Consider the following 26,062-nt stretch of genomic DNA (forward strand, 5'->3'; position numbering starts at 1 on the left):
CATGGGCGAGTTTGTGCGGCTCGAGGTCGCCGACGGCCTCGGGACGATCCGCCTCGATCGACCGAAGATGAACGCCCTCAACGCCCAGGTGCAGGAGGAGTTGGCGCAGGCTGCCGCGGAGGCCAGCGAGCGCGACGACGTGCACGCGGTGATCGTCTACGGCGGCGAGAAGGTCTTCGCGGCCGGGGCGGACATCAAGGAGATGGCGTCGATGAGCTACGGCGAGATGCTGCAGCGGGCGCCACGGCTGTCCGACTGCTTCACCGCCGTGTCCCGTATCCCCAAGCCGACCGTGGCCGCCGTCGCCGGGTACGCCCTCGGCGGTGGTTGCGAGTTGACGCTGTGCTGCGACTTCCGCATCGCCGCCAACGATGCGACGTTCGGCCAGCCCGAGATCCTGCTCGGCATCATCCCCGGCGCCGGCGGTACCCAGCGCCTGAGCCGCCTCGTCGGCCCCGCCAAGGCCAAGGACCTCATCTACTCCGGCCGGTTCGTGCCGGCGAACGAGGCCCTGGCTATCGGTCTGGCTGACGAGTTGTGTGAGCCGGGCACCGTCTACGAGACCGCCGTGGCGCGGATGTCGCGCTACGTCAAGGGCGCTCCGCTGGCGTTGCGGGCGGCCAAGGAGTCGATCGACCGCGGCCTGGAGGTCGACCTGAGCACCGGTCTGGCGATCGAGACGGGGCAGTTCGCTGCGTTGTTCGCCACCGACGACCAGTCGATCGGGATGACATCCTTCGTCGAACAAGGCCCCGGTAAGGCAGAGTTCACGGGACGATAGATCGCCACACCTGCCCGCCCCGTCGTTCCCGCGAGATCGGGACGGCGGGGCGCGTCGTACCCCTGGGCCGCCGGCCCCGGGAGAGCGACTAAGCGACTGCTCAGTAACATGGGGGTCTGTAGGCTCAATCACCGGCCGCACCGCGCGGCCACGTCGAACCATCGAAGGGCGGACATGAACATCGTCGTCTGTGTCAAGCATGTGCCCGACGCCCAGTCGGACCGCACATTCGAAGCTGAGGACAACACCACCGATCGCGAGAACATCGACGGCCTGCTCTCCGAGCTCGACGAATACGCCGTCGAAGAGGCGCTGAAGATCAAGGAGGGCTCCTCCGGTAGCGAGGTCACGGTCCTGACGATGGGCCCGGCCAAGGCCGCGGATGCCATCAAGAAAGCCCTGCAGATGGGCGCGGACAAGGGGGTGCACGTCAGCGACGAGGGCATCGCCGGCTCCGACGCGCTGGCCACGTCCTTGATCCTGGCCAAGGCCGTCGAGAAGATCGGTGGCGCCGACCTCGTGCTCACCGGCATGGCCTCGACCGACGGCACGATGTCGGTCGTCCCGGCGATGATCGCCGAGCGGCTCGGGCTGCCGCAGGTGACCTTCGCCTCGGAGGTCACCTTCGACGGCGGCGGCGTGACGATCCGCCGCGACGGCGACGTCGCCACCGAGATGGTGCACTCCTCGTTGCCGGCCGTCGTCTCGGTGACCGACCAGATCAACGAGCCGCGCTATCCCTCCTTCAAGGGCATCATGGCGGCCAAGAAGAAGCCGATCGAGACCTGGGCGCTGAGCGACCTGGGGGTTGAGGCCGACCAGGTCGGCCTCGGCGGCGCCTGGACCGAAGTACTCAGCGTGAGCAAGCGCCCGCCGCGCCAGCAGGGCCTCATCGTCACCGACGACGGCAACGGCGGGGCGGTCTTCGCCGAGTACCTGTCCCTGCAGAAGTTTATCTGAGTCGGCGCGAGCGGAGAGCGAGGAAATAATGACGCAGGTTCTGGTTCTCGTCGACCACGTCGACGGACAGGTACGCAAGACAACGTTCGAGTTGCTGACGCTGGCGGCCCGGCTCGGTGAGCCCGCCGCCGTCTTCATCGGGGACGGTCTCGACGCCGCCACCGGTGCGCTCGGGGAGTACGGCGCGCAGACGATCTACGCCGTCTCCGGGGCAGACATCGACGACTACCTCGTGGCCCCGGTCGCGGAGGTGCTGGCTCAGCTCGTCGAGTCGGCCGCGCCGGCCGCTGTGCTCGTGTCGAGTTCGGCGCACGGCAAGGAGATCGCCGCCCGCCTGGCCATCAAGACCGGCTCGGGGCTGATCACCGACGCCATCGACGTGCGGGCCGGGGACGGGGGAGTCGAGACCACCCAGTCGGTGTTCGCCGGCTCCTACACCGTCGACTCGCGGGTCACCCACGGCACCCCGATCATCACGGTCAAGCCCAACTCGTGCGCCCCCGAGCAGCGCTCCAGGCAGGCCGAGGTGCAGCAGACCGACGTGCAGATCTCGGACGGCGCCAAGGCGGCCAAGATCACCGAGCGCCGGGAGAAGCAGGCGACCGGTCGACCGGAGCTGACCGAGGCGGCCATCGTCGTCTCCGGCGGACGGGGCACCTCCGGCGACTTCGGGCCCGTGGAGTCCCTGGCCGACGCCCTCGGTGCGGCCGTGGGCGCCTCCCGGGCCGCGGTGGACGCCGGGTGGTATCCGCACACCAGCCAGGTCGGCCAGACCGGCAAGCAGGTCTCGCCGCAGCTGTACGTCGCCTGCGGAATCTCGGGTGCGATTCAGCACCGCGCGGGCATGCAGACGTCGAAGACGATCATCGCCGTCAACAAGGACGAGGAGGCGCCGATCTTCGAGCTCGTCGACTTCGGCGTCATCGGCGACCTCTTCGAGGTGCTGCCGCAGACCACGGACGCGGTCAACGCGCGTAAGGGCTGATCGCGGCCAAGCGCAGCGATTCGCGACGGGGTCGGAGGCGGGTGCCTCCGACCCCGTCGGCGTTTCCGCCAGGGGCTCGCGGGTGACGGCATAACTGAACCCCGACGGCTTCGGGGGGCAGCGTCGGGGCTCAGTCGTTCTGTGGGGATCGGCGTCGCGGGTGTTCGCGTCTGCGGCGATCCGGCTCTCTGCAGTTGTTAGGTCAGATGTCACAACGTCGTGCTGTTGTCAGTACGTCACACGCTGACAATGTCGACCTTTGTCACACGGTGGTACCTATCTCCGGCTTTGTGCACTGCCTGCGATGGCTGCCCACCACTGTCATTCTGACTGCCTGTCGGCCGAAGGTCGTCCCACATCAGTACTTTACGACCTCTTGAAGGTATCCCACTCTTGCCTCGAAGCAAGAACACTGCAGTTCGTGGCGTTGCGCAATCTTCCGATGGGTGTTCGACATCACAGGGGTGTGTCGGGGCCTGCGGCGTCATCCGGTGGCGCCGCGCAGGCCGCTGGCCTGCGCAGTCCCGCGGTTCACCAAAGGTCGCCGCTCGGCGGGTGAGAGTCCTCGAGGGGCCCTTGCGAGAGCGTTCTAAGATCTGAGAATGAGTTCTCTGCGCCCGGCCGGCGAGCGTGGCTCGCGCGGAATATATCTGGATCACGCGGCGACAACCGTCGTGCGACCCGAGGCGATCGCGGCTATGAGCGCAGAGCTTGCGCAGGTCGGCAATCCTTCCTCCCAACATGGCAGCGGCCGTGACGCGCGCCGCCGCCTGGAGGAGCGACGCGAAGAGATGGCTTCGGCTTTGGGGGCCCGGCCCTCGGAGCTGCTCGTCACCTCCGGCGGTACCGAGGCCGACAATCTCGCGGTCATCGGGCTGTTCCGGGCTCGCAAGCGCGCCGATGCCACGCGGGTCCGGCTCATCGTCTCGGCCCTGGAGCACCCGGCCGTCCGCGACGTGGCCCGCACCCTCGTGGAGCGCGAGGGCGCCCAGCTGACGTGGGTCCAGCCCGACCGCGACGGCATCGTCACCGTCGAAGCGATGCGGGCGGCACTCGCGCAGGACGGTGGCCCGCAGAACGTCGCGCTGGCGGCCTGCATGTGGGTGAACAACGAGATCGGGACGATTCAGCCGGTCGAGCAGATCGCGCAGCTCCTCGCCGAACACGACATCCCGCTGCACGTCGACGCGGTGCAGGCCGCCGGTCGCATCCCGTTCGACTTCGCCGCCCTCGGGGCGGCAACCGCAGCGGTCTCGGGGCACAAGCTCGGTGGGCCGACCGGCGTCGGCCTACTGCTGGCGCGCCGCGACGCCCCCCTGGAGGCGGTCTCCCTCGGGGGCGGACAGGAGCGTGGCATCCGCAGCGGCACGCTGGCCGGCGGCCTGGTGGCCGGCCTGAGCACGGCGCTGGTGCTGGCCGTCGCCGAACAGGGCCCGGAGGCGCAGCGGCTCGTCGCCCTGCGCGATCGGCTCATCACCGGTGCCCAAGACCTCGTGCCCGGGACCCTCGTCACGGGGGCCTGGGAGCCCGGCGACAGTACCCGGCGCAGCCCGTCGAACGCCCACCTGCTCGTGCCGGACAGCGAGGGCGATTCGCTGCTCTTCCTGCTCGACGCCGCCGGCATCGAATGCTCCACCGGGTCGGCGTGCCACGCGGGTGTGCCGCAGCCCAGCGACGTGGTGCTGGCCATGGGGTACAGCGAGGAGCAGGCGCGCGGGGCCTTGCGACTGAGCCTGGGCCACACCAGCACGGAGGCGGACGTCGAGGCCTTCCTGGCCGCTTTCGGCCAGGCGGTGCAGCGTGCCCAGCGCGCGCACCGGGCGGCGAGGGCCGGCTGATGCGGGTCGTGGCCGCGATGAGCGGCGGGGTGGACTCGGCCGTGGCCGCCGCCCGCATGATGGAAGCCGGTCACGACGTGGTCGGGGTGCATCTGGCGCTGAGCAGTTCGGCGGCCACCCTGCGGGAGAGCGCGCGCGGCTGCTGCACGCTGGAGGATGCCGGCGACGCTCGGCGGGTCGCCGATCGCCTCGGCATCCCCTTCTATGTGTGGGACCTCGCCGAACGCTTCCGCCGCGATGTCATCGACGACTTCGTCGCCGAGTACGAGGCCGGCCGTACCCCCAATCCGTGCTTGCGCTGCAACGAGAAGATCAAGTTCGCGGCGCTCCTGGACAAGGCGTGGGCATTGGGTTTCGACGCCGTCGCCACCGGGCACTACGCGCGCATCGTCGAGCCCGACGACCCGGCGTGCCGCACCGGCAAGCGTGAGCTGCACCGTGCCGTCGACCCCGCCAAGGACCAGTCGTATGTGCTGGGGGTATTGGACGCCGACCAGCTCGCCGGCGCGTTCTTCCCGCTCGGCGACTCGACCAAGACCCAGGTTCGGGCCGAGGCCGCCGAGCGGGGCTTCGCCGTGGCCAAGAAGCCCGACAGCCACGACATCTGCTTCATCGCCGATGGCGACACCCGCGGCTGGCTGGAGCGGCGCCTGGGTCAGCAACCGGGCGACATCGTCGACGACCGGGGCGACGTGGTCGGCAGCCACGACGGCGCCTTCGCCTACACCGTCGGCCAGCGGCGCGGATTGCGGCTGAACCGCCCGGCCGCCGACGGTCGCCCTCGGTATGTCGTGCGCACCGATCCGGCGAGCAACACCGTCTTCGTGGGGGCCCAGGAGCTGCTCGGCATCGACTCGATCACCGCGCAGAACGTGCGCTGGTGCGGGCCGGCCCCCAGCGGTCAGGTGCCGGTCGGGGCGCAGCTGCGCGCGCACGGCGAGGAGGTGCCCGCGCATGCCGCCGTTCGCGACGGGCAGTTGCACGTCGCCCTCGAGCGCTGCGTCCGCGGGGTGGCGCCGGGCCAGTCCGTGGTGCTCTACGACGGAACCAGGGTGCTCGGCTCGGGCACGATCGCGCAGACCGCGCGCGCCTGAGCGGGGCGGCCGACGTCGGCCCCCGCGACCCCCGCCGATCCGCGAGGGGCAGGGGGTGCCAGGAGGGTGAGCCATCGCTCGGTGCGGTCGAATTCACGCCCAGTTCGTTTACCGGACAGGCGAATTCAACCGCCTATCGGTTGGCTACGGATGCCACGAGGCGACGTGTTTCACCGACCAGCACCCTGACCCTCCAGGAGTTCTCGATGACCGACCAGCCCGCGAACCGCCCCGATTCTGCTCGCCCCGGCGAGAACGCCGACGCACCCCGCGGGATGTCCCGCCGCACCGTCCTGCGGGGCGGTGGTGCCGGAGTTGCCGGCGCGGTGATCCTCGGCCTGGGCTGGAGCAACTCCGCCTCCGCGGCCACTGCCGGCGCCCCCGCGGGTGCTGCCCCCAAGGCCGCCCCCAAGGCGGCCACCCCGCGCGCGGCCGCCAACCTGCGTTCGCTGGACCCGCACGCCTTCACCGGCCGCAGCATCACCGGTCGGCACCCTGAGTTCCTGCACGCCGCGGCGACCGGCCAGGTGGCCGTGCGCATCCTGCCGATCGACCGGGCCAAGTTCCTCGTCAATTCGGTCTTCGACCTGCGGGTCGAGGCCACCGGCGTGGACCCCAACACCGCCAAGATCGAGATCAACGTCAGCGGCCCGGGCGGCGCCGCCAAGATCCTGGTCGGCACCCCGGAACGCACCAGCTCGGCGTCCAACAGCCTCGAAGTCACCTACCGCGACGTGCACTATCCGGCCGCGGGTACCTACACGATCACCGCCAAGGTCACCTCCGGCTCCGCCACCAAGGAGACCAAGGTCAGCAACGAGGCCGTGCTGGCCCGCGCCCGGCAGCGCCCGGTCAAGAACGTCATCTTCTTCCTCGGAGACGGCATGGGCCAGCCTGCGATCACCGCGGCGCGCATCCTGTCCAAGGGGATCTCCGAGGGCAAGTACCACGGGCTGCTCGAGATGGACCGGATGGAGTATCGCGGCCTGGTGACGACCTCCGGCTACGACTCCATCGCCACCGACTCGGCGAACTCGATGTCGTCGTACATGTGCGGGCACAAGTCGAGCGTCAACGCGATGGGCGTCTACGAGTCCAACGCCACCGACGCGAACGCGCACCCCAAGGTCGAGACGATGGCCGAGATGGTCAAGCGCGGCAAGAAGATGGCCGTCGGCATCGTCACCACCGCCGAGATCCAGGACGCCACACCCGCCGCGGTCTTCGCGCACACCCGCCGCCGCAGCGAGTACGTCGAGATCATGCGTCAGTCGCTGCTGCCCGGCCAGATGCCCGACGTCTTCATGGGCGGCGGCATGGCCAGCCTCGTGCCGAGCAGTGTCGAGGGGTCCAAGCGCAAGGACGACACCGACCTGCGCAAAGAGTTCCAGGGCAAGGGCTTTGCCTACGCCACGAGCCGCGCCGAGCTGAAGAAGGCTGTCGCCGGCAACCCCGGCAAGCTGCTCGGCCTGTTCCACATGGGCATATGAGCGTCTACGTCGACCGGGAGATCACCAAGGACCCCAAGTCGCTCAAGGAGTTCAAGGACCAGCCGACGCTCATGGAGATGACCAAGGCCGCCCTGTCGGTGCTGGAGAAGAAGAAGGACGGCTTCTTCCTCGTCGTCGAGGGCGCCTCCATCGACAAGATGGAGCACCCGCTGGACGGCCCCCGCGCGGTCTTCGACTGCATCGAGCTGGACCAGGCCGTCGGCATCGCCAAGGAGTGGGCCAAGAAGCACGGTGACACCCTCATCGTCGTCACTGCCGACCACAACCACTCGATGAGCATCGTCGGCACCCACGACCGGCGGGAGAACCCGAACCCCGACCGCGAGGGCAACGGCGTGTACGGCGACGCGGGCTTCCCGAACTACGTCGACTCCAACGGCAACGGCTTCCCCGACAGCCCAGACCCCGACATCCAGCTGTTCTTCGGCTGGAGCAACCACCCCGACCACCGCGACGACTTCCAGTTCAACCCCTCGTTCGAGCAGCCGGCTCTGGTCAACGAGGGGTCCGGTCAGTCCGAGCCCAACCCAGTGCGCGACCCGAACGCGCTGCTGCAGGTGGGTAACCTGCCGGGCGAGCAGAGCAACTGCGTGCACACGGTCGAGGACGTCTCGGTCGTGGCCTCGGGGCGCGGCAGCCAGCGCTTCAACGGCGTGCTGGACAACACCGAGATCTTCTTCGCCATGGCCGACGCGATGCAACTGCGCCTGCCGGCGCCCAAGAAGTAGACCTACGCAACTAAAGGGTGGCCCGAGGCGCAACGCCTCGGGCCACCCTTTACCGCTGGCTGGTAAAGCCGATCAGTGCGAGCGCTCGTGGTGCTCGACCTGCTTGACCTCGCCACTGCGGACCCGGTTGAAGTACCCGACGATCTCGCGTCGGATGACCGGGGCCAAGAGGTACAGGCCGATGATGTTGAACAGGCCGAGCAGGAAGATCATGGAGTCGGAGAAGTTGATGACCGAGTCAAGGCCGGCGGCCGCACCGATGACGGTGAAGACGCAGAAGATCACCTTGTAGGCGTTCTCCGCGATGCGGTTCTCGCCGGAAAGGTAGGACACGGCCTTCATGCCGTAGTACGCCCAGCTGAGCATCGTGGAGAACGCGAACAGGATGACGGCGACCGCCAAGACGATCGGGAACCACGGCAGCACCGTCTCGAAGGCCCGCGACGTCAGACCCACACCACCGACGCGGCTGGCGTCGGGGTCGTTCCAGGCGCCGGTGATGACGATGGCCAGAGCGGTCATCGTGCAGATGACGATCGTGTCGATGAACGGCTCCAGGGCGGCGACGAAGCCCTCGGTGGCGGGCTCCTTGGTGCGGACCGCGGAGTGCGCGACCGCGGCCGAACCCAGACCGGCCTCGTTGGAGAAGGCCGCTCGCTGGAAGCCGACGATGAGGGCGCCGATGACGCCACCGGTCGCGCCGGCGCCGGTGAAGGCGCCGTCGATGATCTGCCCGAAGGCGGCGGGCACCATGTTGACGTTGACGATGATGACGACGAGGCAGGCGGTGATGTAGAGGACGGCCATGAACGGCACGATCTTCTCGGTCACCCGCGCGATCGACTTGATGCCGCCGATGATGACGACGCCGACCAGCAGGGCGAAGCCCAGGCCGACGACCCAGCCGAGGCCGGCCAGCGGGCTGTTGTCCCCGCCGGTCACGCCGATGACCTGCGCCGTGGCCTGGTTGGACTGGAACATGTTGCCGCCGCCGAGCGAGCCGCCGATCATGCAGATCGCGTAGATCACGGCGAGGATCTTGCCGAAGGTGCCCAGGCCGATCGACTTCAGGCCGTCGGTGAGGTAGTACATCGGGCCACCGGAGACGGTGCCGTCCTCCCGCTCACGGCGGAACTTCACCGCGAGCATGCACTCGGCCATCTTGGTGCTCATGCCCAGGAATCCCGCGACGATCATCCAGAATGTCGCTCCCGGGCCGCCGATGGAGATCGCGACGGCGACACCGGCGATATTGCCCAGGCCGACTGTGCCGGAGACGGCGGTGGCCAGCGCTTGGAAGTGGGAGACCTCGCCGGCGTCCTTGGGATCGGAGTATTTGCCGCGCACCAGGTCGATCGCGAGCTTGAACCCGCGCACATTCATGAAGCCCAGATAGAACGTGAAGAATACGCCGGCAATGGCCAGCCAGAAGACGATGAGCGGCAGGGTGGCCCCGCCGATGTTGACGGAGAAGAAGACGACCCCGGTGATCCACTCGGAGAAGGCGTCGAAGAGCTGGACAATACCCATTACGGCACCACCGTTACGGGCACGGGCGAGTGCTGCACCAGGCGGGAGGCGGTGCTACCGAAGACGGTGCCTCGCAAGCCGGAGTCACCCGTGCGGCCCACGATGATGTGGCTCGCGTCGTGCTTGTAGGCCAGGTCGACGAGCGTCTCCGAGGGGTGACCGTGCTGCACCTCGGTCTGCGCGCTCAGGCCCGCCTCCTCGACGATCTTGGTCATCGGCTCGATGATCTGCTCGCGGGCGGTTACCAGCTCTTGCTCACGTCGCGCGTGGCGCTGCTCGTTGTCGCTGGGCGTGCTGAATGAGAACGGCGACCAGTTGATGACGTACGCGAGGATCAGGCTGAGATCTTCAGCGCGGGCCACGTCGACAGCGAAGCGCAATGCGCGCGTGGACGCATCGCCTCGGTCGACTCCGACGATGACCTTGGGCATCGTCCCTCCTTGTGGGTTGCGGGAATGGTGAAGCGCCGCCCACCTGGACCGTCGTGCCCGTCCGGGTTGCGGTGCCCTGGGGTCACCATGACCGCCCCAATGGCGCCAGGTCGCGCATCGACCTCGTTTCGTAACCCGTTCTTTATGCCCTCGCTTTGTGTGCGATATGCGGTCCGCGATACCGCTGAGGCATCGTTTGCGCTGTTCAGGGACGGTTTCGGATGGGCGCCAAGGTGCCCGGGCTCCATTCCCACGCCAGGCCCCACACCCCTGGGCCGAAGTCGCGCCGATAGCGCCGCAGCGTGTGGTCGATGACCGGCAGGGGAGTCGTGCGGCGGTCCTGCCCGATCTCGACGAACTCCTCCGCTTTGACCGGGATGGCCTGGGGGTCGAATTCGACCTCCAGGTAGCTCTCGCGCACCGTGCCGACGGTGCCGCGGCTCCAGTCCAGGAAGGGTTCGGTCTGCCCGCCGGCCCCGTTGGTGTACTGGATATGGACGACCTCGCCGACGTTCATCGGCCGCGGCAGCAGCAGCTCGGCGACGACCAGCGGCAGGTCCTTGCTCTCGACGACCTGGCCGATGCGGCAGTTGTTCTCGGCGCTGATGAAGGGGTAGGCGCCGGGGTCGTCGTGGCCGTACCACGTGGGGAGGCGGTCGACCCCCTCACGGGTGGCGCGCATGAGCGCCGTGACCAGGTGGCCTTCGAGGGTGCCGTCGCGGCGGATGCGCATGTGGTCGTGCACCGACAGGTACTCCATGCCCATGTCCCAGTTGAGCCCGAGCTCGGACATCAGCTGCGAGATGACCTCGGCGCGCTTGATGAAGCGCTCGGCCTGCACGAGGTTGCGTCCGTCGCCGGTGAGGCGGGTGGGGCGAGGGGGCACCAGCGAGGCCAGCGAGCCGCGTTCGACGCCGAGGATCTCTTCGAGGGCGCCCAGCGCCGCGATGGAGGTGCTGCGCTGCGGCACGCTGCGTCCCGTGCGCCAGTAGCTCAGGGTTGCGGTCGACAGGTCGTGGCCGCGCCGGCGTAGGTGGTAGGTGATGCGCTCCAGCGACAGCCCGCGCTGGTCCGTTGCCTCCCGAAAAGCGTGGGCGAAAGTAGTCGCTGAGCGTAGGTCGACGTCAGCTTCGTCGGAAGCAACCAATGCCACGCCTTTCGTCGATGCTGCCCGCGTACTGCATCGGTGGTGCAGTGTCGTCGGCCGCGATCGGTGGGTGTGGTCGCGGCCGTGACCGCGGTCGCGGCCGGTTAACAACGGGCCACAAGAGACTAGACGTTCGTGTGCACGGATGTCCGTGCCCACATCCGCTTGCCGCCGTGTTAATGCTGGTCACAGTCTTCTCGGCCCCGCCAGATGACTCGTTCTGCGCGCCCGCCCCCGTAATTCATCGTAGATTGTGAGCTTGCCGAACGGGCTAAGTTAGGCCGCTGGAAACTCGGGTCGTCGCCGGAATCACCGGGCTTTCCCGGAGGAAGTCCCGGTGTTTGGAGGGGGTCGAGACCGACCGGCGATGGGGCGCATAGGGTCGGGGATCATGAGCGCTGTCACCGGGATCGGATCGTGGCCCGGCACCGACATCCGGCTCGCCCTGCGGATCGTGCGAGATGTGCTCGCGGTGCAGGTGCCCGCCGGGGTCGTCGGTGTGCCCTACCTGCCGGAGCTGCCGGATCGCGGCCCCGGCGCCGAACTCATCGGACGCACCGCCGGACTGTTGAGCGAGCTGCCGGTCGACCTGCAGCCCTCCGGCTGGCGGCTCGTCGATCGACCCGGTCGTGACGCGCGGCGCACCCAGGTGCTCATGCAGGGCGACCTGGACGAGCTGGCCGAGGTCTTCGACGGCTACGTGGGGCCGTTGAAGTTGCAGGTCGCCGGCCCGTGGACGCTGGCGGCGGAGCTTCGGGTGGCGCGCGGGGAGCGCGTGGTCGCCGATCCGGGCGCTTGCCGCGACCTTGCTCAATCGCTGGCGGACGGGCTGGCGCGGCACGTCGAGCGCGTGCAGCGGCTGGTGCCGGGGGCGCGGCTCGTGGTTCAGGTCGATGAACCTTCGTTGCCTGCGGTGTTGCAGGGCCGGCTCCGTACGTCCTCCGGCTATGGCCGGCATCGCGCCGTCGACCCCGAGGTCGTGCGCCGCGGTCTGGGCGAGGTGGTGGACGCCGCGCGGGTCGCGGTGGGCTCGGCTCCGCCCGGGACGCCCGGCCCGGTGGCCGTGCACTGTTGCGATCGGGACGTGCCCCTACCCCTGTTGCGGGCCGCCGGCGCCGATGCGGTCGCACTGGACAGCACACTGTTGCGTGCGCACGGCTGGGAGTCGGTGGCGGCCACCGTCGAAGCGGGCACGGGGCTGTGGGCCGGGATCGCGACGCCGAATGCCACGACCGCCCGACTGCTGCAACCGCTGCGGCAGGCTTGGCGCGAGGTCGGCCTGGGCGTCGGCCTGCTGGACGGTGTGACGCTGACGCCGCCCTGCGGCCTGGCTGGCGTCGACCCCGCTGCGGCGCGCGCCATCCACGAGCGACTCGTGGCGGCAGCCGGCGCGCTCACCGAGGTCGCCGGCTCCTGAGCTCCTCGACTCGGCTGCGACCCATCGACTGCGGGCCGACGGCGCGCCACCTGCGCGGATGCGCCGGACCGCGGGTCTTGTCGGTGGCGTGGGGCAAGATGTGCGGCGTGAACCAAGAGGGTGTGGAACAGGGCCAGGGCCTGCCGGGTGAGGCGCTGCGGCACGAGTGGGAGCAGCTCGCGGAGCAGATCCGCGGGCACCAGTTCGCCTACTACGTGCGCGACGCGCCGACGATCAGCGACGCCGAGTTCGACGAGTTGCTGGGCCGCCTGCAGGCGCTGGAGGAGGAGCACCCTGCCCTGCGGGTGCCGCAGAGCCCCACGCAGCTGGTGGGGGGCGCGTTCTCCACCGACTTCGCTGCGGTCGACCATCGCGAGCGCATGCTCTCGCTGGACAACGTGTTCAGCGCGCAGGAGTTGCAGGAGTGGTACGCCCGCACTCTGGCCGCGTGCGAGCCCGCCGTCCCGCATTTCCTCACCGAGCTGAAGATCGACGGGCTGGCCATCAACCTGCTCTACGAGGACGGGCGGCTCGTAAGAGCATTGACCCGCGGCGACGGGCGCACGGGCGAAGACGTGACGCACAACGTGCGCACCATCGCGACCATCCCGGCGCGATTGACCCAGCCGCACGACGCCCACGACGAGCGAAGCGCGACGGTGCCCATTCCACCGCTGGTGGAGATCCGCGGCGAGGTGTTCTTTCCGATCGAGGCATTCGCCGAACTCAACGCCGCGCTGGTGGAGGCCGGCAAGCCGCCGTTCGCCAATCCGCGCAATGCCGCCGCCGGGTCGCTGCGCCAGAAAGATCCGCGCGTCACCGCCGGGCGGCCGCTGCGGATGCTCGTGCACGGCCTGGGGGCTCGCGAGGGCTTCGACATCTCCCGCCAATCCGACGCCTACGAGATCCTGCGCGGCTGGGGGCTGCCGGTCTCGACGCACAACCGGGTCGTCGACGACCTGGCGCGCATCCAGGAGCGGGTCGACTACTTCGGCGAGCACCGGCACTCCGTGGAGCACGAGCTCGACGGGCTCGTCATCAAGGTCGATGAGATCGCGCTGCAGCGACGGCTCGGCACGACCTCGCGGGCCCCCCGCTGGGCCATCGCCTACAAGTACCCGCCGGAGGAAGTGACGACGCGACTGCTCGACATCCGCGTCAACGTCGGTCGCACCGGGCGGGTCACCCCGTACGGGGTGATGGAGCCGGTGCTGGTCGCCGGATCGACGGTGGAGAACGCGACCCTGCACAACGGCGACGAGGTGCGGCGCAAGGGCGTGCTCATCGGCGACACAGTGGTGCTGCGCAAGGCCGGCGACGTCATCCCCGAGATTCTGGGACCGGTCGTCGACCTGCGCGACGGCACCGAACGCGAGTTCGTCATGCCGACGCACTGCCCGGCGTGCGGCACGCCGCTGGCCCCCGAGAAGGAGGCCGACAAGGACATCCGCTGCCCCAACGCGCGCAGCTGCCCGGCGCAGCTTCGGGAGCGGCTGTTCGGCCTGGCCTCCCGCGGCGCCCTGGACATCGAGGCGCTGGGTTGGGAGGGCGCCGGTGCGCTGCTGGAGGCCGGGGCCATCACCGACGAGGGCGACCTGTTCGGTCTGGACGCGCAGGCGCTCATCGGGGTGGGGCTCTACACGCGGGCTGCGACGAAGAAGGAGCTTGCCGATCCGGCCGGCGTGCCCGCACCGGGCATCGTCGGCGATCGCGTGCTGTCGGCCGTGGGACACCGGCTCGTGGAGAACCTGGAGCGGGCGCGCTCGCAGCCGCTGTGGCGGGTCCTCGTCGCGCTGTCGATCCGGCACGTGGGGCCGACGGCGGCCCGCGCACTCGCTGGGCACTTCGCCGACATGGGCGCGATCCGCGCCGCCGACGCCGAGCAGCTGGCCGACGTCGAAGGGGTCGGGCCGACGATCGCCGAGTCGGTGGTGCGCTGGTTCGAGGTCGACTGGCACGCGGCCATCGTCGACAAGTGGGCCGCCGCGGGCGTGCGCATGGCCGACGAGCGCGACGCATCGCTGGCGCGGACGCTGCAGGGGCTGACCGTCGTCGTCACGGGGTCGCTGGAGAGGTTCTCCCGCGACTCGGCAAAGGAGGCGATCTTGAGCCGCGGGGGCAAGGCCGCCGGCTCGGTGAGCAAGAAGACCGACTTCGTCGTAGTCGGCGAGAACGCCGGGTCGAAGGCCGACAAGGCCGCAGACCTGGGGGTGCCGGTGCTCGACGAAGCCGGGTTCGCCGCGCTGCTCGTCGGCGGCCCGCAGGCGGTAGGTGGGGGCGAGAGGTTGGATCCGAGCGGGCAGGATCCGAGCGGGCCGGGGGAGTCAGGTGGCGACGCTGAGGAGGGGCGGTGAGTGCGGCTGGGGTAAGCCCCACCGGTGACCCGGAGGCGGTTGCGCTCGGGGCGGCCTGGCGCGATCTCGCCGGGCGGATGGGCTTTCCCGAGATCATCGAGACGGGGGCTGCCGTGCTGCCGGGATCGACAACCGCCAACGTCGTCTACGACCTCGGCGTGGCGGTGAGCCTGGCGTTGGGAGACCTCGCCGAGGCGCTCGACTCGCTCGGCACCGACGTGTCGCTCGGTCCTGATGTGTCGCTCGGCACCGACATGCCCGACGCTTCGTCACCGCTCGCCGCCGCCATGGGTGGGGCCGGAGGGGACAGGGCCGGAACGGGCGGGGCCGGCCTGGATGAGACGCGCTCGGAGGGGACCCGCCCGGATGGGGCCGGGACGGGCGGGGGACCGACCGGTGCGGAGGCGGACTCGCCGTGACGGATACGCGCGGAATGCGGGGTGGGCTCGGCGCCCTGCGCCGGGCCGGTCGGCGGGCCGAACAGGCGCTGCGCGCGCTGGCCAGCGCCGCCGCGCGCCCGGTCGTTCATCCGTGGATGCACCGCGAGGGCGGGCAAGTGCGCGACCTGGTGCGCCAACTCGACGGGCATCTGCGCCGGTTCGACGAGCTGGCGGCGCGGACACAGGCCCTCGCGGCCCGCCGCCTCGCCACCCACCCAGCCGGGGCGACCCCGGCCGAGGCGACTCTGGGCGAGGAGACCCCCACCGAAGCGACCCTGGGGGAGACGACGTCGGCCGAGGCGACCCTGGGCGAAGCGACCCCGACCGACCCGACGATGCCGAGCCTGGCGGCGCTCGCGGCCACCCGAGCGGCGCTGGCCACCGCCCGCGACGCCTTCGACGGGCTGGCCACCGCCCTCGACGAGCACGGGCCGCCGCTGCGGGAACAGCTGGCCGAGTTGCCCGCGGCGGTCTCCGACCCGCGGCGGCTGCGCCACCTGCGGGCCGCCATCCGCGGGCACACCGATGCGCTCTCGGCGGCCGACGTCACCTGTCGCCGCGGGCTTGAGTCGGCGATCCGCACGATCCCCGACGGCCCAACCCTGATTTCCGCGCTCCTGCCGAACCCGATGGCCGAGTTCGCCGGCCCCAGCGGCCTGCCCGGCCTCAGCGGCCGCACCGAAGGCGCCAGCGGCCTGGCCGGCCCCAGTGGCCGGATCGAAGGCGCTGGGCAGGCCGGCGCCTCGGTGGGCACCGCCGCCGACGTCATCGCCGCGGGCAACGTCACTGACACCGCCGGTTCTCAGCTGCCGCCGCCCGACGCGGACGCCCGGCAGTTGCGGTCCGGGCTGGCGCTGCTCCCCACCGTCGTCGTGCGGGCGTACGTGCGCCGGCATCCGCAGGTCCTCGAACGGCTCGTCGCCTCCGCGGCCGATCTCGACCTGCTGCCCCGCGGGCTACCACCCGAGGCTCTCTACGGCCGGCCGCACCATTCCTCGCCAGCCCAGCCACCAGCCCAACCGCCAGGTCAGCTCCCGGACCCAGAGCCTCACCTACCGCCAGACCCACCGTCGGACCCACCGTCGGACCCAGCGCCTCACCCACCGCCAGACCCACTGTCGGACCCAGCGCCAGACCCACCGCACGACGGGAACGCGGACCCGGCCTGCGCCCGCATTGCGCGACGCAAGGCCCTCTTCGCCGCAGCCCCCGACGCCGCGCTACGGGCCGCCCTGCTGTGGCCCGGCCTCATCGGTGGGCTCGACGGCGCCAGCCCCGCGGCGCGCATCGAGGCGAATCGGCTGCTGCTGCGCGCCGAACTCGGGCGGGCGCGCCGCGCCGACGTGGACCTCGAGCTGCGCGCCATCGCCCGCCGGGTCGCCGACTCCACCTCCGTGCTGCAACGGCTCCGGGGGCGCCTGCTGACCGCGTGGCTCACCCGCGACGCCATCACCTCGTTCGTCACCACGAACGCCGACCTGCCGGGGCTGGAGCGGGCGGACCTGCGGGTCCGCATCCTGCTCTACCAGGGGCTGCTCTACGACCGCATCCGCGATCCCCTCGACGGACACGCCCCCGACGGCCGGCGTCGGCTGCTGCTGTTCGACCCCGCCGGACGCGGCCGCCTCGCCGAGCTGTGGGGCCGGCTCGACGACCAGACCCGAGCCGTCGCCGTGTTCGTCCCCGGCACTGGCACCGCCGTGCGCGGTTTCCACCTGCCCACGCAGGTCGCCCGCGACCTCGCGCACGCGCTGGCTCCCACCCCCGCGGCAGCGATCGCCTGGATGGGCGCCGACTTCCCGCTGGCCATCGGCACCAACGCGCCGTTGGCTCACTACGCCCTGGCCGCCGCCGCACCCCTGCGCGACTTCGTGCTCGGGCTGCCGGTGCCCACGGGGGCCACCCTGACGGTCCTCGGGCACTCCTACGGCGGCACCATGGTCGGGGCAGCCGACCACCTGGGCCTACCCGCCGACCGCATCGTGCAGATCGCCTCCCCGGGTGCCGGGCCGGGGGTGCGCGGCGTGGCCGACTACCCGCCGCGCGATCCGCTGGGGCGGCCCCGCGCCCCGGAACGCTACAGCCTCACGGCCCCCGGCGACCCGATCCGGTTCGCGCAGCGCTTCGAGGCGCCCTGGCGAGTCGTGCCGGCCGTCATCGCCGCGCCCCTGCGCGCTCGCCTCGCCGGCCTGAGCCTGGGCGTCGACCCCGAACGGCTGAGCGGCATTCACGTGCTGCCCGCGGGAGTCTGGCAGGTGGCCCGCGACGGGCACGTCGCCGGCTCCCCGGTTGCCGGGCCCGCCGCCCACGCAGCCGTCGTAGAGCCGGGCACGCAGGCGTTCGCCCGGCTCGCACAGGTCGTCGGGGCCCCGCCGTAGACTGGCCCCCATGTCGTCGATCTCCCGCGAGCAGGTCGCCCACCTGGCGATGCTCGCCCGCATCGAGCTGTCCGAGACCGAACTCGAGCGGATGTCGGGCGAACTGGCCGTCATCCTCGACGCCGTCGCCGCGGTCGGCGAGGTAGTCTCCGCCGACGTCCCGGCGATGAGCCACCCCGTGCCGCTCGTCAACGTGATGCGCGCCGACGTGGTCCACCCCGGCTTGAGCCACGAGGCCGCACTCGCCGCAGCACCCCAGGTGCAGGACGACAGCTTCGCCGTCCCGCGCATCCTCGGCGACGAGCAGTAGCCCGGCTCGGCGCCTGCGGAGGCCAGCGACCGACGGCGAGGGGCACCCGCCACGATCGCTCGCCAGACACCGCACCACAGCCGCTCATCGCCACGCACGGCCACGCACAGACCCGCAGCGACGCTAAGGACACCCACGTGAGCACCCAGACCACCGATCTCCTTCGCCTCGGCGCCGATGGCCTGGCCACGGCGCTGGCCGCCGGGCAGGTCAGCGCCGTCGAGGTCACCCAGGCCCACCTGGAGCGCATCGAGCAGGTCGACGGGCAGGTCAACGCGTTCCTGGCCCGCAACGCGGAGCAGGCGCTGGCCACCGCCCGCGACGTCGACCAGCGGCGCGCCGCGCGGGAACCGCTGGCGCGGCTGGCGGGCGTCCCGATCGCGGTCAAGGACGTCGCCTGCACCCAGGGCCTGACGACGACGGCCGGGTCGGCCATGCTGCGCGGCTGGGTGCCGCCCTACGACGCGACGATCGTGCGCCGATTGCGGCAGGCCCGGCTGCCGATCCTCGGCAAGACGAACATGGACGAGTTCGCCATGGGTTCCTCCACCGAGCACTCCGCCTACGGTCCGACCCGTAATCCGTGGGACCTGGCCCGCATCCCCGGCGGCTCCGGTGGCGGGACCGCCGCCGCCCTGGCAGCCTTCGAGGCGCCGCTGGCGATCGGCTCCGACACCGGCGGCTCCATCCGCCAACCCGCGGCGCTCACCGGCACCGTCGGCGCCAAGCCCACGTACGGCGGCGTCTCCCGCTACGGCGTCATCGCCCTGGCCAGCAGCCTCGACCAGATCGGCCCGTGCGCCCGCTCCGTCGTCGACACCGCGCTGCTGCACGAGGTCATCGCCGGGCACGACCCGCTGGACTCCACCAGCCTCGACCGTCCGGTGCCCAACGTGCTGGCCGCCGCCCGCTCCGGCGACGTGCGCGGGCTGCGGATCGGGGTGGTACGCGAACTCTCCGGCGACGGTCACCAGCCGGGCGTGCGGCAGCGGTTCGACGAGGCCCTCGCCGTGCTCGAGGGCCTCGGCGCGCAGGTTGCCGAGGTCTCCTGCCCGCACTTCGAGTACGCGGTCGCCGCCTATTACCTCATCCTGCCCTCGGAGGCGAGCAGCAACCTGGCCCGCTACGACGCCATGCGTTACGGGTTGCGGGTCGGCCCCGACGGGGTGCCCGACCCCAGCGCCGAGCAGGTCATGGCCGCCACGCGCGACGCCGGCTTCGGCGACGAGGTCAAGCGCCGCATCATCCTGGGCACCTACGCGCTCTCCTCCGGCTACTACGACGCCTATTACGGGCAGGCGCAGAAGGTGCGTACGCTCATCGCCGCCGACTTCGCCGCGGCCTTCGAGGAGGTCGACGTGCTGGTCTCGCCGACCAGCCCCACTACGGCGTTCGGTATCGGGGAGAAGATCGACGATCCGCTCGCGATGTACCTGCTGGACATCGCGACGATCCCGGCAAACCTCGCGGGCCTGCCCGGCCTGTCGGTGCCCGTCGGGCTCTCCCCGGACGACGACCTGCCCGTCGGTCTGCAGGTGCTCGCCCCCGCGATGGCCGACGACCGGCTCTACCGCGTGGGCGCCGCGCTGGAGCGGGCGCTGGAGCGGGACTGGGGTGGGCCGCTGTGGCAACGCATCGGCGAGCTGCCCACCGATGCCGACGTACGCGAGCAGGAGGCCGGACGATGAGCGCGACGCTGGACTACGAGGCGGTGCTCGCCGACTTCGACCCGGTCATCGGTCTCGAGGTGCACGTCGAGCTGTCGACCGCGACGAAGATGTTCTGCGGCTGCCCCACGGTGTTCGGCGGGGAGCCCAACAGCCAGGTCTGCCCCGTCTGCCTCGGCCTGCCGGGCGCGCTGCCGGTCGTCAACCAGGAGGCCGTGGAGCGCGCCATCCGGATCGGTCTGGCGCTGAACTGCTCGATCGCGGCGAACTGCCGGTTCGCGCGCAAGAACTACTTCTATCCGGACATGCCGAAGAACTTTCAGACCAGTCAGTACGACGAGCCGATCGCGTACGAGGGGTACCTGGACGTCGAGCTCGACGACGGATCCACCTACCGGGTGCAGATCGAGCGGGCGCACATGGAGGAGGACGCCGGCAAGCTCACCCACGTCGGCACCTCCGGGCGCATCCACGGCGCCGACTACTCCCTCGCCGACTACAACCGGGCCGGCATCCCGCTCATCGAGATCGTCACCAAACCGCTGACCGGAGCGGGAGCCAAGGCACCGCAGGTCGCGCGCGCCTATGTCAGCGCCTTGCGTGACCTCATGCGGGCCCTCGACGTCTCCGACGCGCGGATGGAGCAGGGCTCGCTGCGCTGCGACGCCAACGTCTCGCTCCGGCCGCGGGCCGGGGACGATCCCGCCGGCGAGCAGCAGCTGGCCGTGCCGCTGGGCACCCGCACCGAGACCAAGAACGTCAACTCGCTGCGCTCGGTGGAGCGCGCGGTCACCTACGAGATGACCCGCCAAGCCGCCGTGCTGGCCGGTGGCGAGCGGGTCGTGCAGGAGACCCGCCACTGGCACGAGGACAGCGGCACCACGACCTCCGGGCGACCGAAGTCCGACGCCGACGACTATCGGTACTTTCCCGAGCCCGACCTCGCGCCGATCGCCCCCAGCGCGCAGCGGATCGAGGAGCTGCGTGCCACCCTGCCCGAAGACCCGGCGCAGCGGCGCAAGCGGCTGCAGGACCAGTGGGGCTACACCGACCTGGAGATGCGTGATGTCGTCGGCTCCGGGGCGCTGGACGTCATCGACGCCACGGTGCAGGCCGGTGCGACACCTGGCGGGGCGCGGCGCTGGTGGGTGGGGGAGTTGGCCCGGCGCGCCAATGCTGCGGGTGTCGAGTTGACCGGGCTGGGGGTGGGACCGGTGCAGATCGCGCAACTCGACGCAATGGTCCGCGAGGGGCGGCTCAACGACTCGATGGCCCGGCAGGTGCTCGACGGGGTGCTGGCCGGCGAGGGCGACCCGCAGGCCGTCGCCGACGCCCGGGGGCTGCAGCTGGTCAGCGACGACAGTGCGCTCACGCAGGCCGTGCAGGCCGTCATCGCCGCCAACCCCGATGTCGCCGACAAGATCCGGGCCGGCAAGGTGCAGGCCGCCGGAGCCCTCATCGGTCAGGTGATGAAGCAGATGAAGGGCCAGGCCGACGCCGCGAAGGTGCGCACGCTGATCCTGGCCGAACTGCAGGTGGAGGGCTGATGCTCGCCTGCTATCCGCTCGCCGCGATCGCGGACGCCATCGGCCCCATCGACGGTGTGCACACTCTTGTGTGGGATCTGGCGGGAGAACGGCCCGCGCAGGCTGAGCACATCGAGTTCCTCGTCACCCCGCCGTTCATGGATCGCGCCAAGCTCGAGACGATCGCCACGCTGCCGGCGCTGCGGCACGTGCAACTCGTCAGCGCCGGCTTCGACCACGCGCTGCCGTTCGTGCCCGAGGGGGTGGGTCTGTCCAACGCGGTCGGCGTGCACGACACAGCGACCGCCGAGCTCGCGCTGACCCTGACGTTGGCGATGCAGCGCGATCTGCCCGACTACGTCAGGGCGCAGGAGCGGGGGAGTTGGGCGAGCGGGACTACGCCGGGGCTGGCCGATCGGCGGGTGCTGGTCGTCGGTTACGGCAACATCGGGCGCGCCATCACCCGGCGCCTGCTGCCCTTCGAGGTGAGCGTCACGGCCGTCGCCTCGCGCGCCCGCGCCGGCGACGACCTCGTCGAGCGGGTGCACGGCATCGAGGCGCTGCCCGACCTCGTCGGCGAGCACGACATCGTCATCCTCATCGTGCCGCTGACGGAGGCGACCACCCACCTCGTCGACGCCGACCTGCTGGCGCGCTTCCGCCCCGGGGCACTGCTGGTCAACGTGGCCCGCGGCAAGGTGGTCGACACGCAGGCCCTCGTGGCCGCCTGCGCTCAGGGGCGGGTGCGCGCCGCGCTCGATGTCACCGACCCCGAGCCGCTGCCGCAGGATCATCCGCTGTTCAGCACGCCCGGCGTACTCATCGCCCCGCACGTGGGCGGCAACACCGAGGCGTTCACCCCGCGCCTCGGCCGGTTCGTCGCCGCCCAGGTGCGGGCATACGTCGCGGGGCAGGCCCTGGCCGGCGCCCAACTCCAGCGCTCGCCGTTGTGACCAAGGCGGCCGGTTGCGGATATGTCCGCAACCGGCCGCTTTCGGGGCAACAGCGAGCGCTGGGGTGCGCAGCCCTACTCGGGGCCGTCGGTGCCCAGCTGCTGGGCCAGGTAGTTCTCGAAGCCCATTCGCGCGATGGCGTCCAGTTGCGCCTCGAAGTAGTCGGCGTGCCCCTCCTCGTCGCGGACCATCTCCTCGAAGACCGCCGCGGAGCCGTGGTCGCCGAGTTCGTGGCACTCGTTGGCCGAGGCGTTGAACTGCTCGACGGCGGCGTACTCGCTCTCCTTGGCCAGGCGCAGCATCTCGGCGGCGTTCTCGCCGATGGTGATGGGGTTGAGGCGCTGCACATTGGGGTGGCCCTCGAAGAAGAGGATGCGCTTGATGAGCTCGTCGGCGTCCTTCATCTCGTCGATCGAGAGCGAGTAGAAGACCTTGCCGAGCTTGGTCAGGCCCCAGTTGTCGAGCATCCGGGCGTGCAGAAAGTACGTGTTGGTGACGGTGAGTTCGAACGTCAGGGCGTCGTTAAGCAACTCGACGACGCGGGGGCTGCGGGGCTGCATCGCTCTCCTCGGAGCTCGGGACCAGGGCGTAATCCGTGACCGCGACGGCCGCGGGTAGCACCGGCTCCGGCTCGATCCAGCGAGGCGTGATCTCGTCGGGCAGGTCAGGTACTGCGTGCAGCGGGCACGGGACGTTCTGAGAGTAGTAGTCCTCGATCCGTGCGCGCACACCGAACACGCAGGAGCCGCAGTCGGTCCCCGCTCCGGTTTCGCGACACACCCGCCCCAGCGTGGTCGCTCCGGCGGCCATCGCGGCGGTGATGTCGTGGTCGCGCACCACGCGACACTGACAGACGATCATGGAGTGAGGTTAGCCTTACCTCATTCCCGAAATCACTACCCGTCTCGCACTGTGGACGGCGGGCTCACGGTGGGAAGGTCTGCGTGCCGGGGATGCGCCTGACCGCCTCGCGCTGGCCACAATGGCGACATGTCTAAGGTCCCGCGATCCGATGCCACCGTTGCGCTCGACGGCGACGCCACCGCCGAGGGCAACGGCGACCTGCGGCTGCTCGTGCTCATGCGCCACGCCGAGGCCCAGGGTTTCTCCAGCGGAGGCGATCTGGGCCGCGAACTGACCGCCGCCGGTGCCGCCGCGGCCCAGGAGGTCGGTCGCTGGCTCAGCGACCAGGGGGTGCGTCCCGATGCGGTCGTCGTGAGCCCGTCGACCCGCACCCGCCAGACCTGGGAGGGCTTGCGCGCCGCCGGCCTGAGCGCGGACAGCGCCTGGGCCGACGAGGCGCTCTACGACGCAGACCCCGAGGACATCGTCGAATCGGTGCAGTCGGTGCCCGATGACGTGCGCACCCTGGTCGTCATCGGACACGCCCCCGGCATCCCGTTTCTCGCCGGCGGATTGGCGCGGCGCCTTCCACAGGGGGCAGGGGGCGAGGCCGGGCTCGGGTGGCCGCCGGCCGCCGTCGCCGTCATCGGTCATCGCGGTTCGTGGACAGCCTTTCCCGACGAAGAAAGTGCGATCGTCGCCTTCCGTCGACCTTGACTGTTTCCTTACTCGGCCTTGACTCAGGCCTGACCCCGGGTTGGCCCGGGGTGGGATCGCGGCTTGTCGACGGTTGCGCGCGTCACATCGGCGGGCGAGTTCGGTTGCCCTCGTGAGTTGCCGCTCCGGTGCCGCGGCTCGTCCCTGTTGACATCGCCCAAATCGGTCAAGTGCGCCCCTGTCCAGGTCGATGGACTTGTACAGGGCGCGAAAGGACTCGCGCCGCAAGACCATGCCAGGGAAGGGCAGCACGGATGCGCGCGATGCGACGGACCGCACATGCTTGGACGACGGCTAGCGCCGCCGTCCTTGCCGTCCTTGTGGCCGGTACCGGGCTGGCGCACGCGGCGGCTCCGGCGACCGTATCTGCGCAGGTCGAGGTGTCGGGCACCGTCGTGCGCCTCGCCGAGGAACCCGGCCACGAGGCCGGCAAAGCGCACACCGACAGCGGCGCACACGCCGAATCCGCCCCGTCGACGCTGACCGCCCTGCGGACCGCCGACGGCACCCTCGTCCCGGTCAACGAGCACGCCGTCCGGGATCTCGACGGCGGGACCCGGGTCACGGTCACAGCCCAGGTCCCGCCGACCGTCGTCGCCGCCGCCCAGGCGGACGGCGCCACGAAGGCCCCCGACGGCAGCACCGTGCGCGTCAGCCGGGCCGATCTACGTGAGGGCTCGGGCAGCAAGCCCGCCGGCACCGACTCCCAACTCGCCAAGGCCACGGCCGCCTCCGCCTCCACGACCGGCAATGCGTTGCAGGCAACCTCCACGACCGTGGCGGCGGCGGCCGCCACGACCTACTCGCGCGGAGTACACGACGTGACGGTCGCGATCGTCGCGCCCCGAGGCCTTTCCGGCGCCAGCGCCACGGCCGCCCAGATCCGCAACCAGGTCGCCAACGCCTCCGCCTACTGGTCGGCCCAGTCCGGCGGCGGAATCACCTTGCGGGCCACCACGATCAGCCCGCGGTACGTCTCGGCCTACCGCTGCGGTGACGACATCTTCGCGATGTGGACCGAGGCCGCCCGGCGAACCGGCTTCGTCGAAGGGCCCAACAAGCACCTCGTCATGTCCTTTCCCAAGGAGGCCGTCGCCGCCGGCTGCCCCTACGGCCTCGCCTCCATCGGCGCCGGGGTGAACAGCGGTGGCGTCGCCCTCGTCGCAGACACCGCCTGGCCGGTGCTGGCGCACGAGATCGGACACAACTTCGGGCTAGGCCACGCCAAGTCGTTGCGCTGCAACCGGGCCGACGTCGACCTCGCGTCGCTGCCGGCCGGCTGCCGCCTCGTGGAGTACGGCTACCCGTGGGACGTCATGGCTGCCTCGTCCGCAGACAGCGCCGGCAACCTGGCCTCCGTGCAGGCCAACCGAGTCGGCCTGCTCACCGGTTCGAGCGTGGTCGAGGTGACCGGCGGCAGCCGCTCGGTCACGCTGCAGCCGATGTCGGCCGGCACCGGATTGCGGGCGGTGCGGATCGCCGACCCCGCCTCCGACGCGCTCTACTTCGTCGAATACCGGGTGCGCGCCGGCCGCGACCTGCGCCTGTACGAGGACGTGCCGAACGGCGTGCGGGTGCTCAAGGTCGACCGCACTTCGTGGCAGGAGCGCGGCTCCGTGACTCTGGACGCCACGCCGACCGGCGCCGCCAACGACCGTTCCCGCCAGATTCCCGTCGGCGGCACCTGGCGGTCGCACTCGGGCGCCATCAGTGTGCGGGTGACCAGCTCGGGCGCAACGGCCGGGGTGACCGTGGCCGTCGGCCCCCAGCCCGCCCTGCGCACCGCGAACACCCCCTCGGCGACGCTGCACGCCGCGACGATCGATGCCAGCGCCACCACCGGCCCGCAGGCCCGCATCGCGTGGTCCGGCGGGGCGGCCGGCTCCCGTTACGACGTGCAGGCTCAGGAGATCGGCGTCAACGCGCGCGGTGCGCGCGCCCTCGGTGCGGTGCGCACCTGGCAGTCCGCGACATCCGCGACCAGCGCGCTGTACCAAGGCCGCGCCGGCACCGTCGTGCAGTTTCGCGCCCGGGCGGCCGGGGGAGCCTGGTCGTCGTGGCGTCCCGTCACCTTCGCGGTCGACGCCACCGCCCGCGGCTTCTCGGCCAGTCGCGGCTGGACCTCGGGCCGGTTGGCCGGCTACTACGCCGGCACCTTCTCCTCGACCTCCCAGCGGGGGGCCTGGCTGCAACGGCCGGCGACCGTGACCAACCGCATCAGCGTCATCGGGCCCAGGCACGCCCGCGGCGGCGTCGCGCGGGTCTACGTCGACGGCCAGTTGCGCGCCACGGTCAACACGCACGCCGCCCGCACCCAGCAACGGCAGGTGCTGGCGAGCATCGCCGTGCCGTGGGGGGCCCACACCGTGCGCGTCGTCAACGCCAGCCCCACCGGGCCCGCCAACGTCATCGTCGACGCCATCGCCTACGGCCGCTAGGCCACGGCCGCTCC

The 26,062-nt window shown here is 71.0% G+C and carries 22 protein-coding genes; 17 read left to right on the forward strand and 5 right to left on the reverse strand.

Annotated features, from left to right (window positions below; all coding sequences use genetic code 11):
• Position 1: 1 nt before the first annotated feature.
• From KILIM_RS08410 to KILIM_RS22225, 7 genes are all read left to right on the forward strand, one after another.
• Positions 2-781, forward strand: a complete 780-nt coding sequence (locus tag KILIM_RS08410) for an enoyl-CoA hydratase/isomerase family protein (RefSeq protein ID WP_006592232.1) — start codon at positions 2-4, stop codon at positions 779-781.
• 174 nt (positions 782-955) lie between these two features.
• On the forward strand, positions 956-1,741 hold the full coding sequence (locus tag KILIM_RS08415) for an electron transfer flavoprotein subunit beta/FixA family protein (protein WP_006592233.1): 786 nt from the start codon (positions 956-958) through the stop codon (positions 1,739-1,741).
• 28 nt (positions 1,742-1,769) lie between these two features.
• Positions 1,770-2,726 carry an electron transfer flavoprotein subunit alpha/FixB family protein gene (locus KILIM_RS08420; RefSeq protein WP_006592234.1) on the forward strand — a complete coding sequence of 319 codons (957 nt, stop codon included), beginning with the start codon at positions 1,770-1,772 and terminating at the stop codon, positions 2,724-2,726.
• A 602-nt stretch (positions 2,727-3,328) separates the two neighbouring features.
• Entirely contained in the window at positions 3,329-4,564 is a 1,236-nt protein-coding gene (locus KILIM_RS24480) for a cysteine desulfurase family protein (protein WP_051988705.1), read from the forward strand.
• Positions 4,564-5,658 (forward strand): tRNA 2-thiouridine(34) synthase MnmA, encoded by a 1,095-nt coding sequence (gene mnmA / locus KILIM_RS08430; RefSeq protein ID WP_006592236.1) that lies wholly within the window; start codon positions 4,564-4,566, stop codon positions 5,656-5,658. Before KILIM_RS24480 ends, mnmA begins: the two co-directional genes overlap by 1 nt.
• A gap of 206 nt (positions 5,659-5,864) precedes the next feature.
• Positions 5,865-7,148, forward strand: coding sequence for an alkaline phosphatase (locus KILIM_RS22220; protein WP_006592237.1), 1,284 nt, complete (start codon positions 5,865-5,867; stop codon positions 7,146-7,148).
• Positions 7,145-7,897 carry an alkaline phosphatase gene (locus KILIM_RS22225; RefSeq protein ID WP_006592238.1) on the forward strand — a complete coding sequence of 251 codons (753 nt, stop codon included), beginning with the start codon at positions 7,145-7,147 and terminating at the stop codon, positions 7,895-7,897. Before KILIM_RS22220 ends, KILIM_RS22225 begins: the two co-directional genes overlap by 4 nt.
• A 72-nt stretch (positions 7,898-7,969) precedes the next feature.
• Here the strand turns inward: KILIM_RS22225 and KILIM_RS08440 are convergent, their stop codons facing one another.
• The 3 genes from KILIM_RS08440 to KILIM_RS08450 all read right to left on the reverse strand — a co-directional run bounded on the left by KILIM_RS08440 (position 7,970) and on the right by KILIM_RS08450 (position 11,011).
• Complete coding sequence (locus KILIM_RS08440; RefSeq protein ID WP_006592239.1) at positions 7,970-9,427, reverse strand: alanine/glycine:cation symporter family protein; 1,458 nt, start codon at positions 9,425-9,427, stop codon at positions 7,970-7,972.
• A complete protein-coding gene (locus tag KILIM_RS08445; RefSeq protein ID WP_006592240.1) occupies positions 9,427-9,858 on the reverse strand; it encodes a universal stress protein in 432 nt (143 codons plus the stop codon). Before KILIM_RS08445 ends, KILIM_RS08440 begins: the two co-directional genes overlap by 1 nt.
• A 205-nt stretch (positions 9,859-10,063) precedes the next feature.
• Entirely contained in the window at positions 10,064-11,011 is a 948-nt protein-coding gene (locus tag KILIM_RS08450) for a hypothetical protein (protein WP_040562702.1), read from the reverse strand.
• 385 nt (positions 11,012-11,396) lie between these two features.
• Here KILIM_RS08450 and KILIM_RS08455 point away from each other — a divergent pair, with 385 nt between their 5' ends.
• From KILIM_RS08455 to KILIM_RS08490, 8 genes are all read left to right on the forward strand, one after another.
• Entirely contained in the window at positions 11,397-12,422 is a 1,026-nt protein-coding gene (locus tag KILIM_RS08455) for a uroporphyrinogen decarboxylase/cobalamine-independent methonine synthase family protein (protein ID WP_006592242.1), read from the forward strand.
• Between the two features lie 98 nt (positions 12,423-12,520).
• Positions 12,521-14,776 (forward strand): NAD-dependent DNA ligase LigA, encoded by a 2,256-nt coding sequence (ligA, locus tag KILIM_RS08460; protein WP_051988706.1) that lies wholly within the window; start codon positions 12,521-12,523, stop codon positions 14,774-14,776.
• Positions 14,773-15,195 (forward strand): hypothetical protein, encoded by a 423-nt coding sequence (locus tag KILIM_RS08465; RefSeq protein ID WP_006592244.1) that lies wholly within the window; start codon positions 14,773-14,775, stop codon positions 15,193-15,195. The genes ligA and KILIM_RS08465 overlap by 4 nt, the downstream gene beginning before the upstream one ends.
• A complete protein-coding gene (locus KILIM_RS22230; protein ID WP_157551596.1) occupies positions 15,192-17,594 on the forward strand; it encodes an alpha/beta hydrolase in 2,403 nt (800 codons plus the stop codon). The genes KILIM_RS08465 and KILIM_RS22230 overlap by 4 nt, the downstream gene beginning before the upstream one ends.
• Before the next feature lie 10 nt (positions 17,595-17,604).
• Positions 17,605-17,904 carry an Asp-tRNA(Asn)/Glu-tRNA(Gln) amidotransferase subunit GatC gene (gene gatC, locus KILIM_RS08475; protein ID WP_006592246.1) on the forward strand — a complete coding sequence of 100 codons (300 nt, stop codon included), beginning with the start codon at positions 17,605-17,607 and terminating at the stop codon, positions 17,902-17,904.
• Positions 17,905-18,041: 137 nt separating this feature from the next.
• On the forward strand, positions 18,042-19,592 hold the full coding sequence (gene gatA / locus KILIM_RS08480; protein WP_006592247.1) for an Asp-tRNA(Asn)/Glu-tRNA(Gln) amidotransferase subunit GatA: 1,551 nt from the start codon (positions 18,042-18,044) through the stop codon (positions 19,590-19,592).
• Entirely contained in the window at positions 19,589-21,118 is a 1,530-nt protein-coding gene (gene gatB / locus KILIM_RS08485) for an Asp-tRNA(Asn)/Glu-tRNA(Gln) amidotransferase subunit GatB (RefSeq protein WP_006592248.1), read from the forward strand. The genes gatA and gatB overlap by 4 nt, the downstream gene beginning before the upstream one ends.
• Positions 21,118-22,050, forward strand: coding sequence for a 2-hydroxyacid dehydrogenase (locus KILIM_RS08490; RefSeq protein ID WP_006592249.1), 933 nt, complete (start codon positions 21,118-21,120; stop codon positions 22,048-22,050). Before gatB ends, KILIM_RS08490 begins: the two co-directional genes overlap by 1 nt.
• Before the next feature lie 74 nt (positions 22,051-22,124).
• On the opposite strand, the gene bfr is transcribed toward KILIM_RS08490, so the two are convergent.
• Both bfr and KILIM_RS23240 read right to left on the reverse strand, forming a co-directional pair.
• Positions 22,125-22,610, reverse strand: a complete 486-nt coding sequence (gene bfr / locus KILIM_RS08495) for a bacterioferritin (protein ID WP_006592250.1) — start codon at positions 22,608-22,610, stop codon at positions 22,125-22,127.
• A complete protein-coding gene (locus KILIM_RS23240; RefSeq protein WP_006592251.1) occupies positions 22,573-22,911 on the reverse strand; it encodes a (2Fe-2S)-binding protein in 339 nt (112 codons plus the stop codon). Before KILIM_RS23240 ends, bfr begins: the two co-directional genes overlap by 38 nt.
• 129 nt (positions 22,912-23,040) lie before the next feature.
• Between KILIM_RS23240 and KILIM_RS08505 the strand changes: the two genes are divergently transcribed.
• Both KILIM_RS08505 and KILIM_RS08510 read left to right on the forward strand, forming a co-directional pair.
• The gene (locus KILIM_RS08505; protein ID WP_006592252.1) at positions 23,041-23,610 is read left to right on the forward strand and encodes a SixA phosphatase family protein; all 570 of its coding nucleotides are present in this window, start codon (positions 23,041-23,043) and stop codon (positions 23,608-23,610) included.
• A gap of 263 nt (positions 23,611-23,873) precedes the next feature.
• Positions 23,874-26,048, forward strand: a complete 2,175-nt coding sequence (locus KILIM_RS08510; RefSeq protein WP_157551597.1) for a M12 family metallo-peptidase — start codon at positions 23,874-23,876, stop codon at positions 26,046-26,048.
• Positions 26,049-26,062 lie beyond the last annotated feature (14 nt).

Source organism: Kineosphaera limosa NBRC 100340 (assembly GCF_000298215.1).
Classification (GTDB): domain Bacteria; phylum Actinomycetota; class Actinomycetes; order Actinomycetales; family Dermatophilaceae; genus Kineosphaera; species Kineosphaera limosa.

Excerpts from the sequence above, each read along its gene's own strand:
- KILIM_RS08410 (WP_006592232.1), top strand. The coding sequence starts at position 2 with ATGGGCGAGTTTGTGCGGCTCGAGGTCGCCGACGGCCTCGGGACGATC.
- KILIM_RS08415 (WP_006592233.1), top strand. The coding sequence starts at position 956 with ATGAACATCGTCGTCTGTGTCAAGCATGTGCCCGACGCCCAGTCGGAC.
- KILIM_RS08420 (WP_006592234.1), top strand. The coding sequence starts at position 1,770 with ATGACGCAGGTTCTGGTTCTCGTCGACCACGTCGACGGACAGGTACGC.
- KILIM_RS24480 (WP_051988705.1), top strand. The coding sequence starts at position 3,329 with ATGAGTTCTCTGCGCCCGGCCGGCGAGCGTGGCTCGCGCGGAATATAT.
- mnmA (WP_006592236.1), top strand. The coding sequence starts at position 4,564 with ATGCGGGTCGTGGCCGCGATGAGCGGCGGGGTGGACTCGGCCGTGGCC.
- KILIM_RS22220 (WP_006592237.1), top strand. The coding sequence starts at position 5,865 with ATGACCGACCAGCCCGCGAACCGCCCCGATTCTGCTCGCCCCGGCGAG.
- KILIM_RS22225 (WP_006592238.1), top strand. The coding sequence starts at position 7,145 with ATGAGCGTCTACGTCGACCGGGAGATCACCAAGGACCCCAAGTCGCTC.
- KILIM_RS08440 (WP_006592239.1), bottom strand. The coding sequence starts at position 9,427 with ATGGGTATTGTCCAGCTCTTCGACGCCTTCTCCGAGTGGATCACCGGG.
- KILIM_RS08445 (WP_006592240.1), bottom strand. The coding sequence starts at position 9,858 with ATGCCCAAGGTCATCGTCGGAGTCGACCGAGGCGATGCGTCCACGCGC.
- KILIM_RS08455 (WP_006592242.1), top strand. The coding sequence starts at position 11,397 with ATGAGCGCTGTCACCGGGATCGGATCGTGGCCCGGCACCGACATCCGG.
- ligA (WP_051988706.1), top strand. The coding sequence starts at position 12,521 with ATGTGCGGCGTGAACCAAGAGGGTGTGGAACAGGGCCAGGGCCTGCCG.
- gatC (WP_006592246.1), top strand. The coding sequence starts at position 17,605 with ATGTCGTCGATCTCCCGCGAGCAGGTCGCCCACCTGGCGATGCTCGCC.
- gatB (WP_006592248.1), top strand. The coding sequence starts at position 19,589 with ATGAGCGCGACGCTGGACTACGAGGCGGTGCTCGCCGACTTCGACCCG.
- KILIM_RS08490 (WP_006592249.1), top strand. The coding sequence starts at position 21,118 with ATGCTCGCCTGCTATCCGCTCGCCGCGATCGCGGACGCCATCGGCCCC.
- bfr (WP_006592250.1), bottom strand. The coding sequence starts at position 22,610 with ATGCAGCCCCGCAGCCCCCGCGTCGTCGAGTTGCTTAACGACGCCCTG.
- KILIM_RS23240 (WP_006592251.1), bottom strand. The coding sequence starts at position 22,911 with ATGATCGTCTGTCAGTGTCGCGTGGTGCGCGACCACGACATCACCGCC.
- KILIM_RS08505 (WP_006592252.1), top strand. The coding sequence starts at position 23,041 with ATGTCTAAGGTCCCGCGATCCGATGCCACCGTTGCGCTCGACGGCGAC.
- KILIM_RS08510 (WP_157551597.1), top strand. The coding sequence starts at position 23,874 with ATGCGACGGACCGCACATGCTTGGACGACGGCTAGCGCCGCCGTCCTT.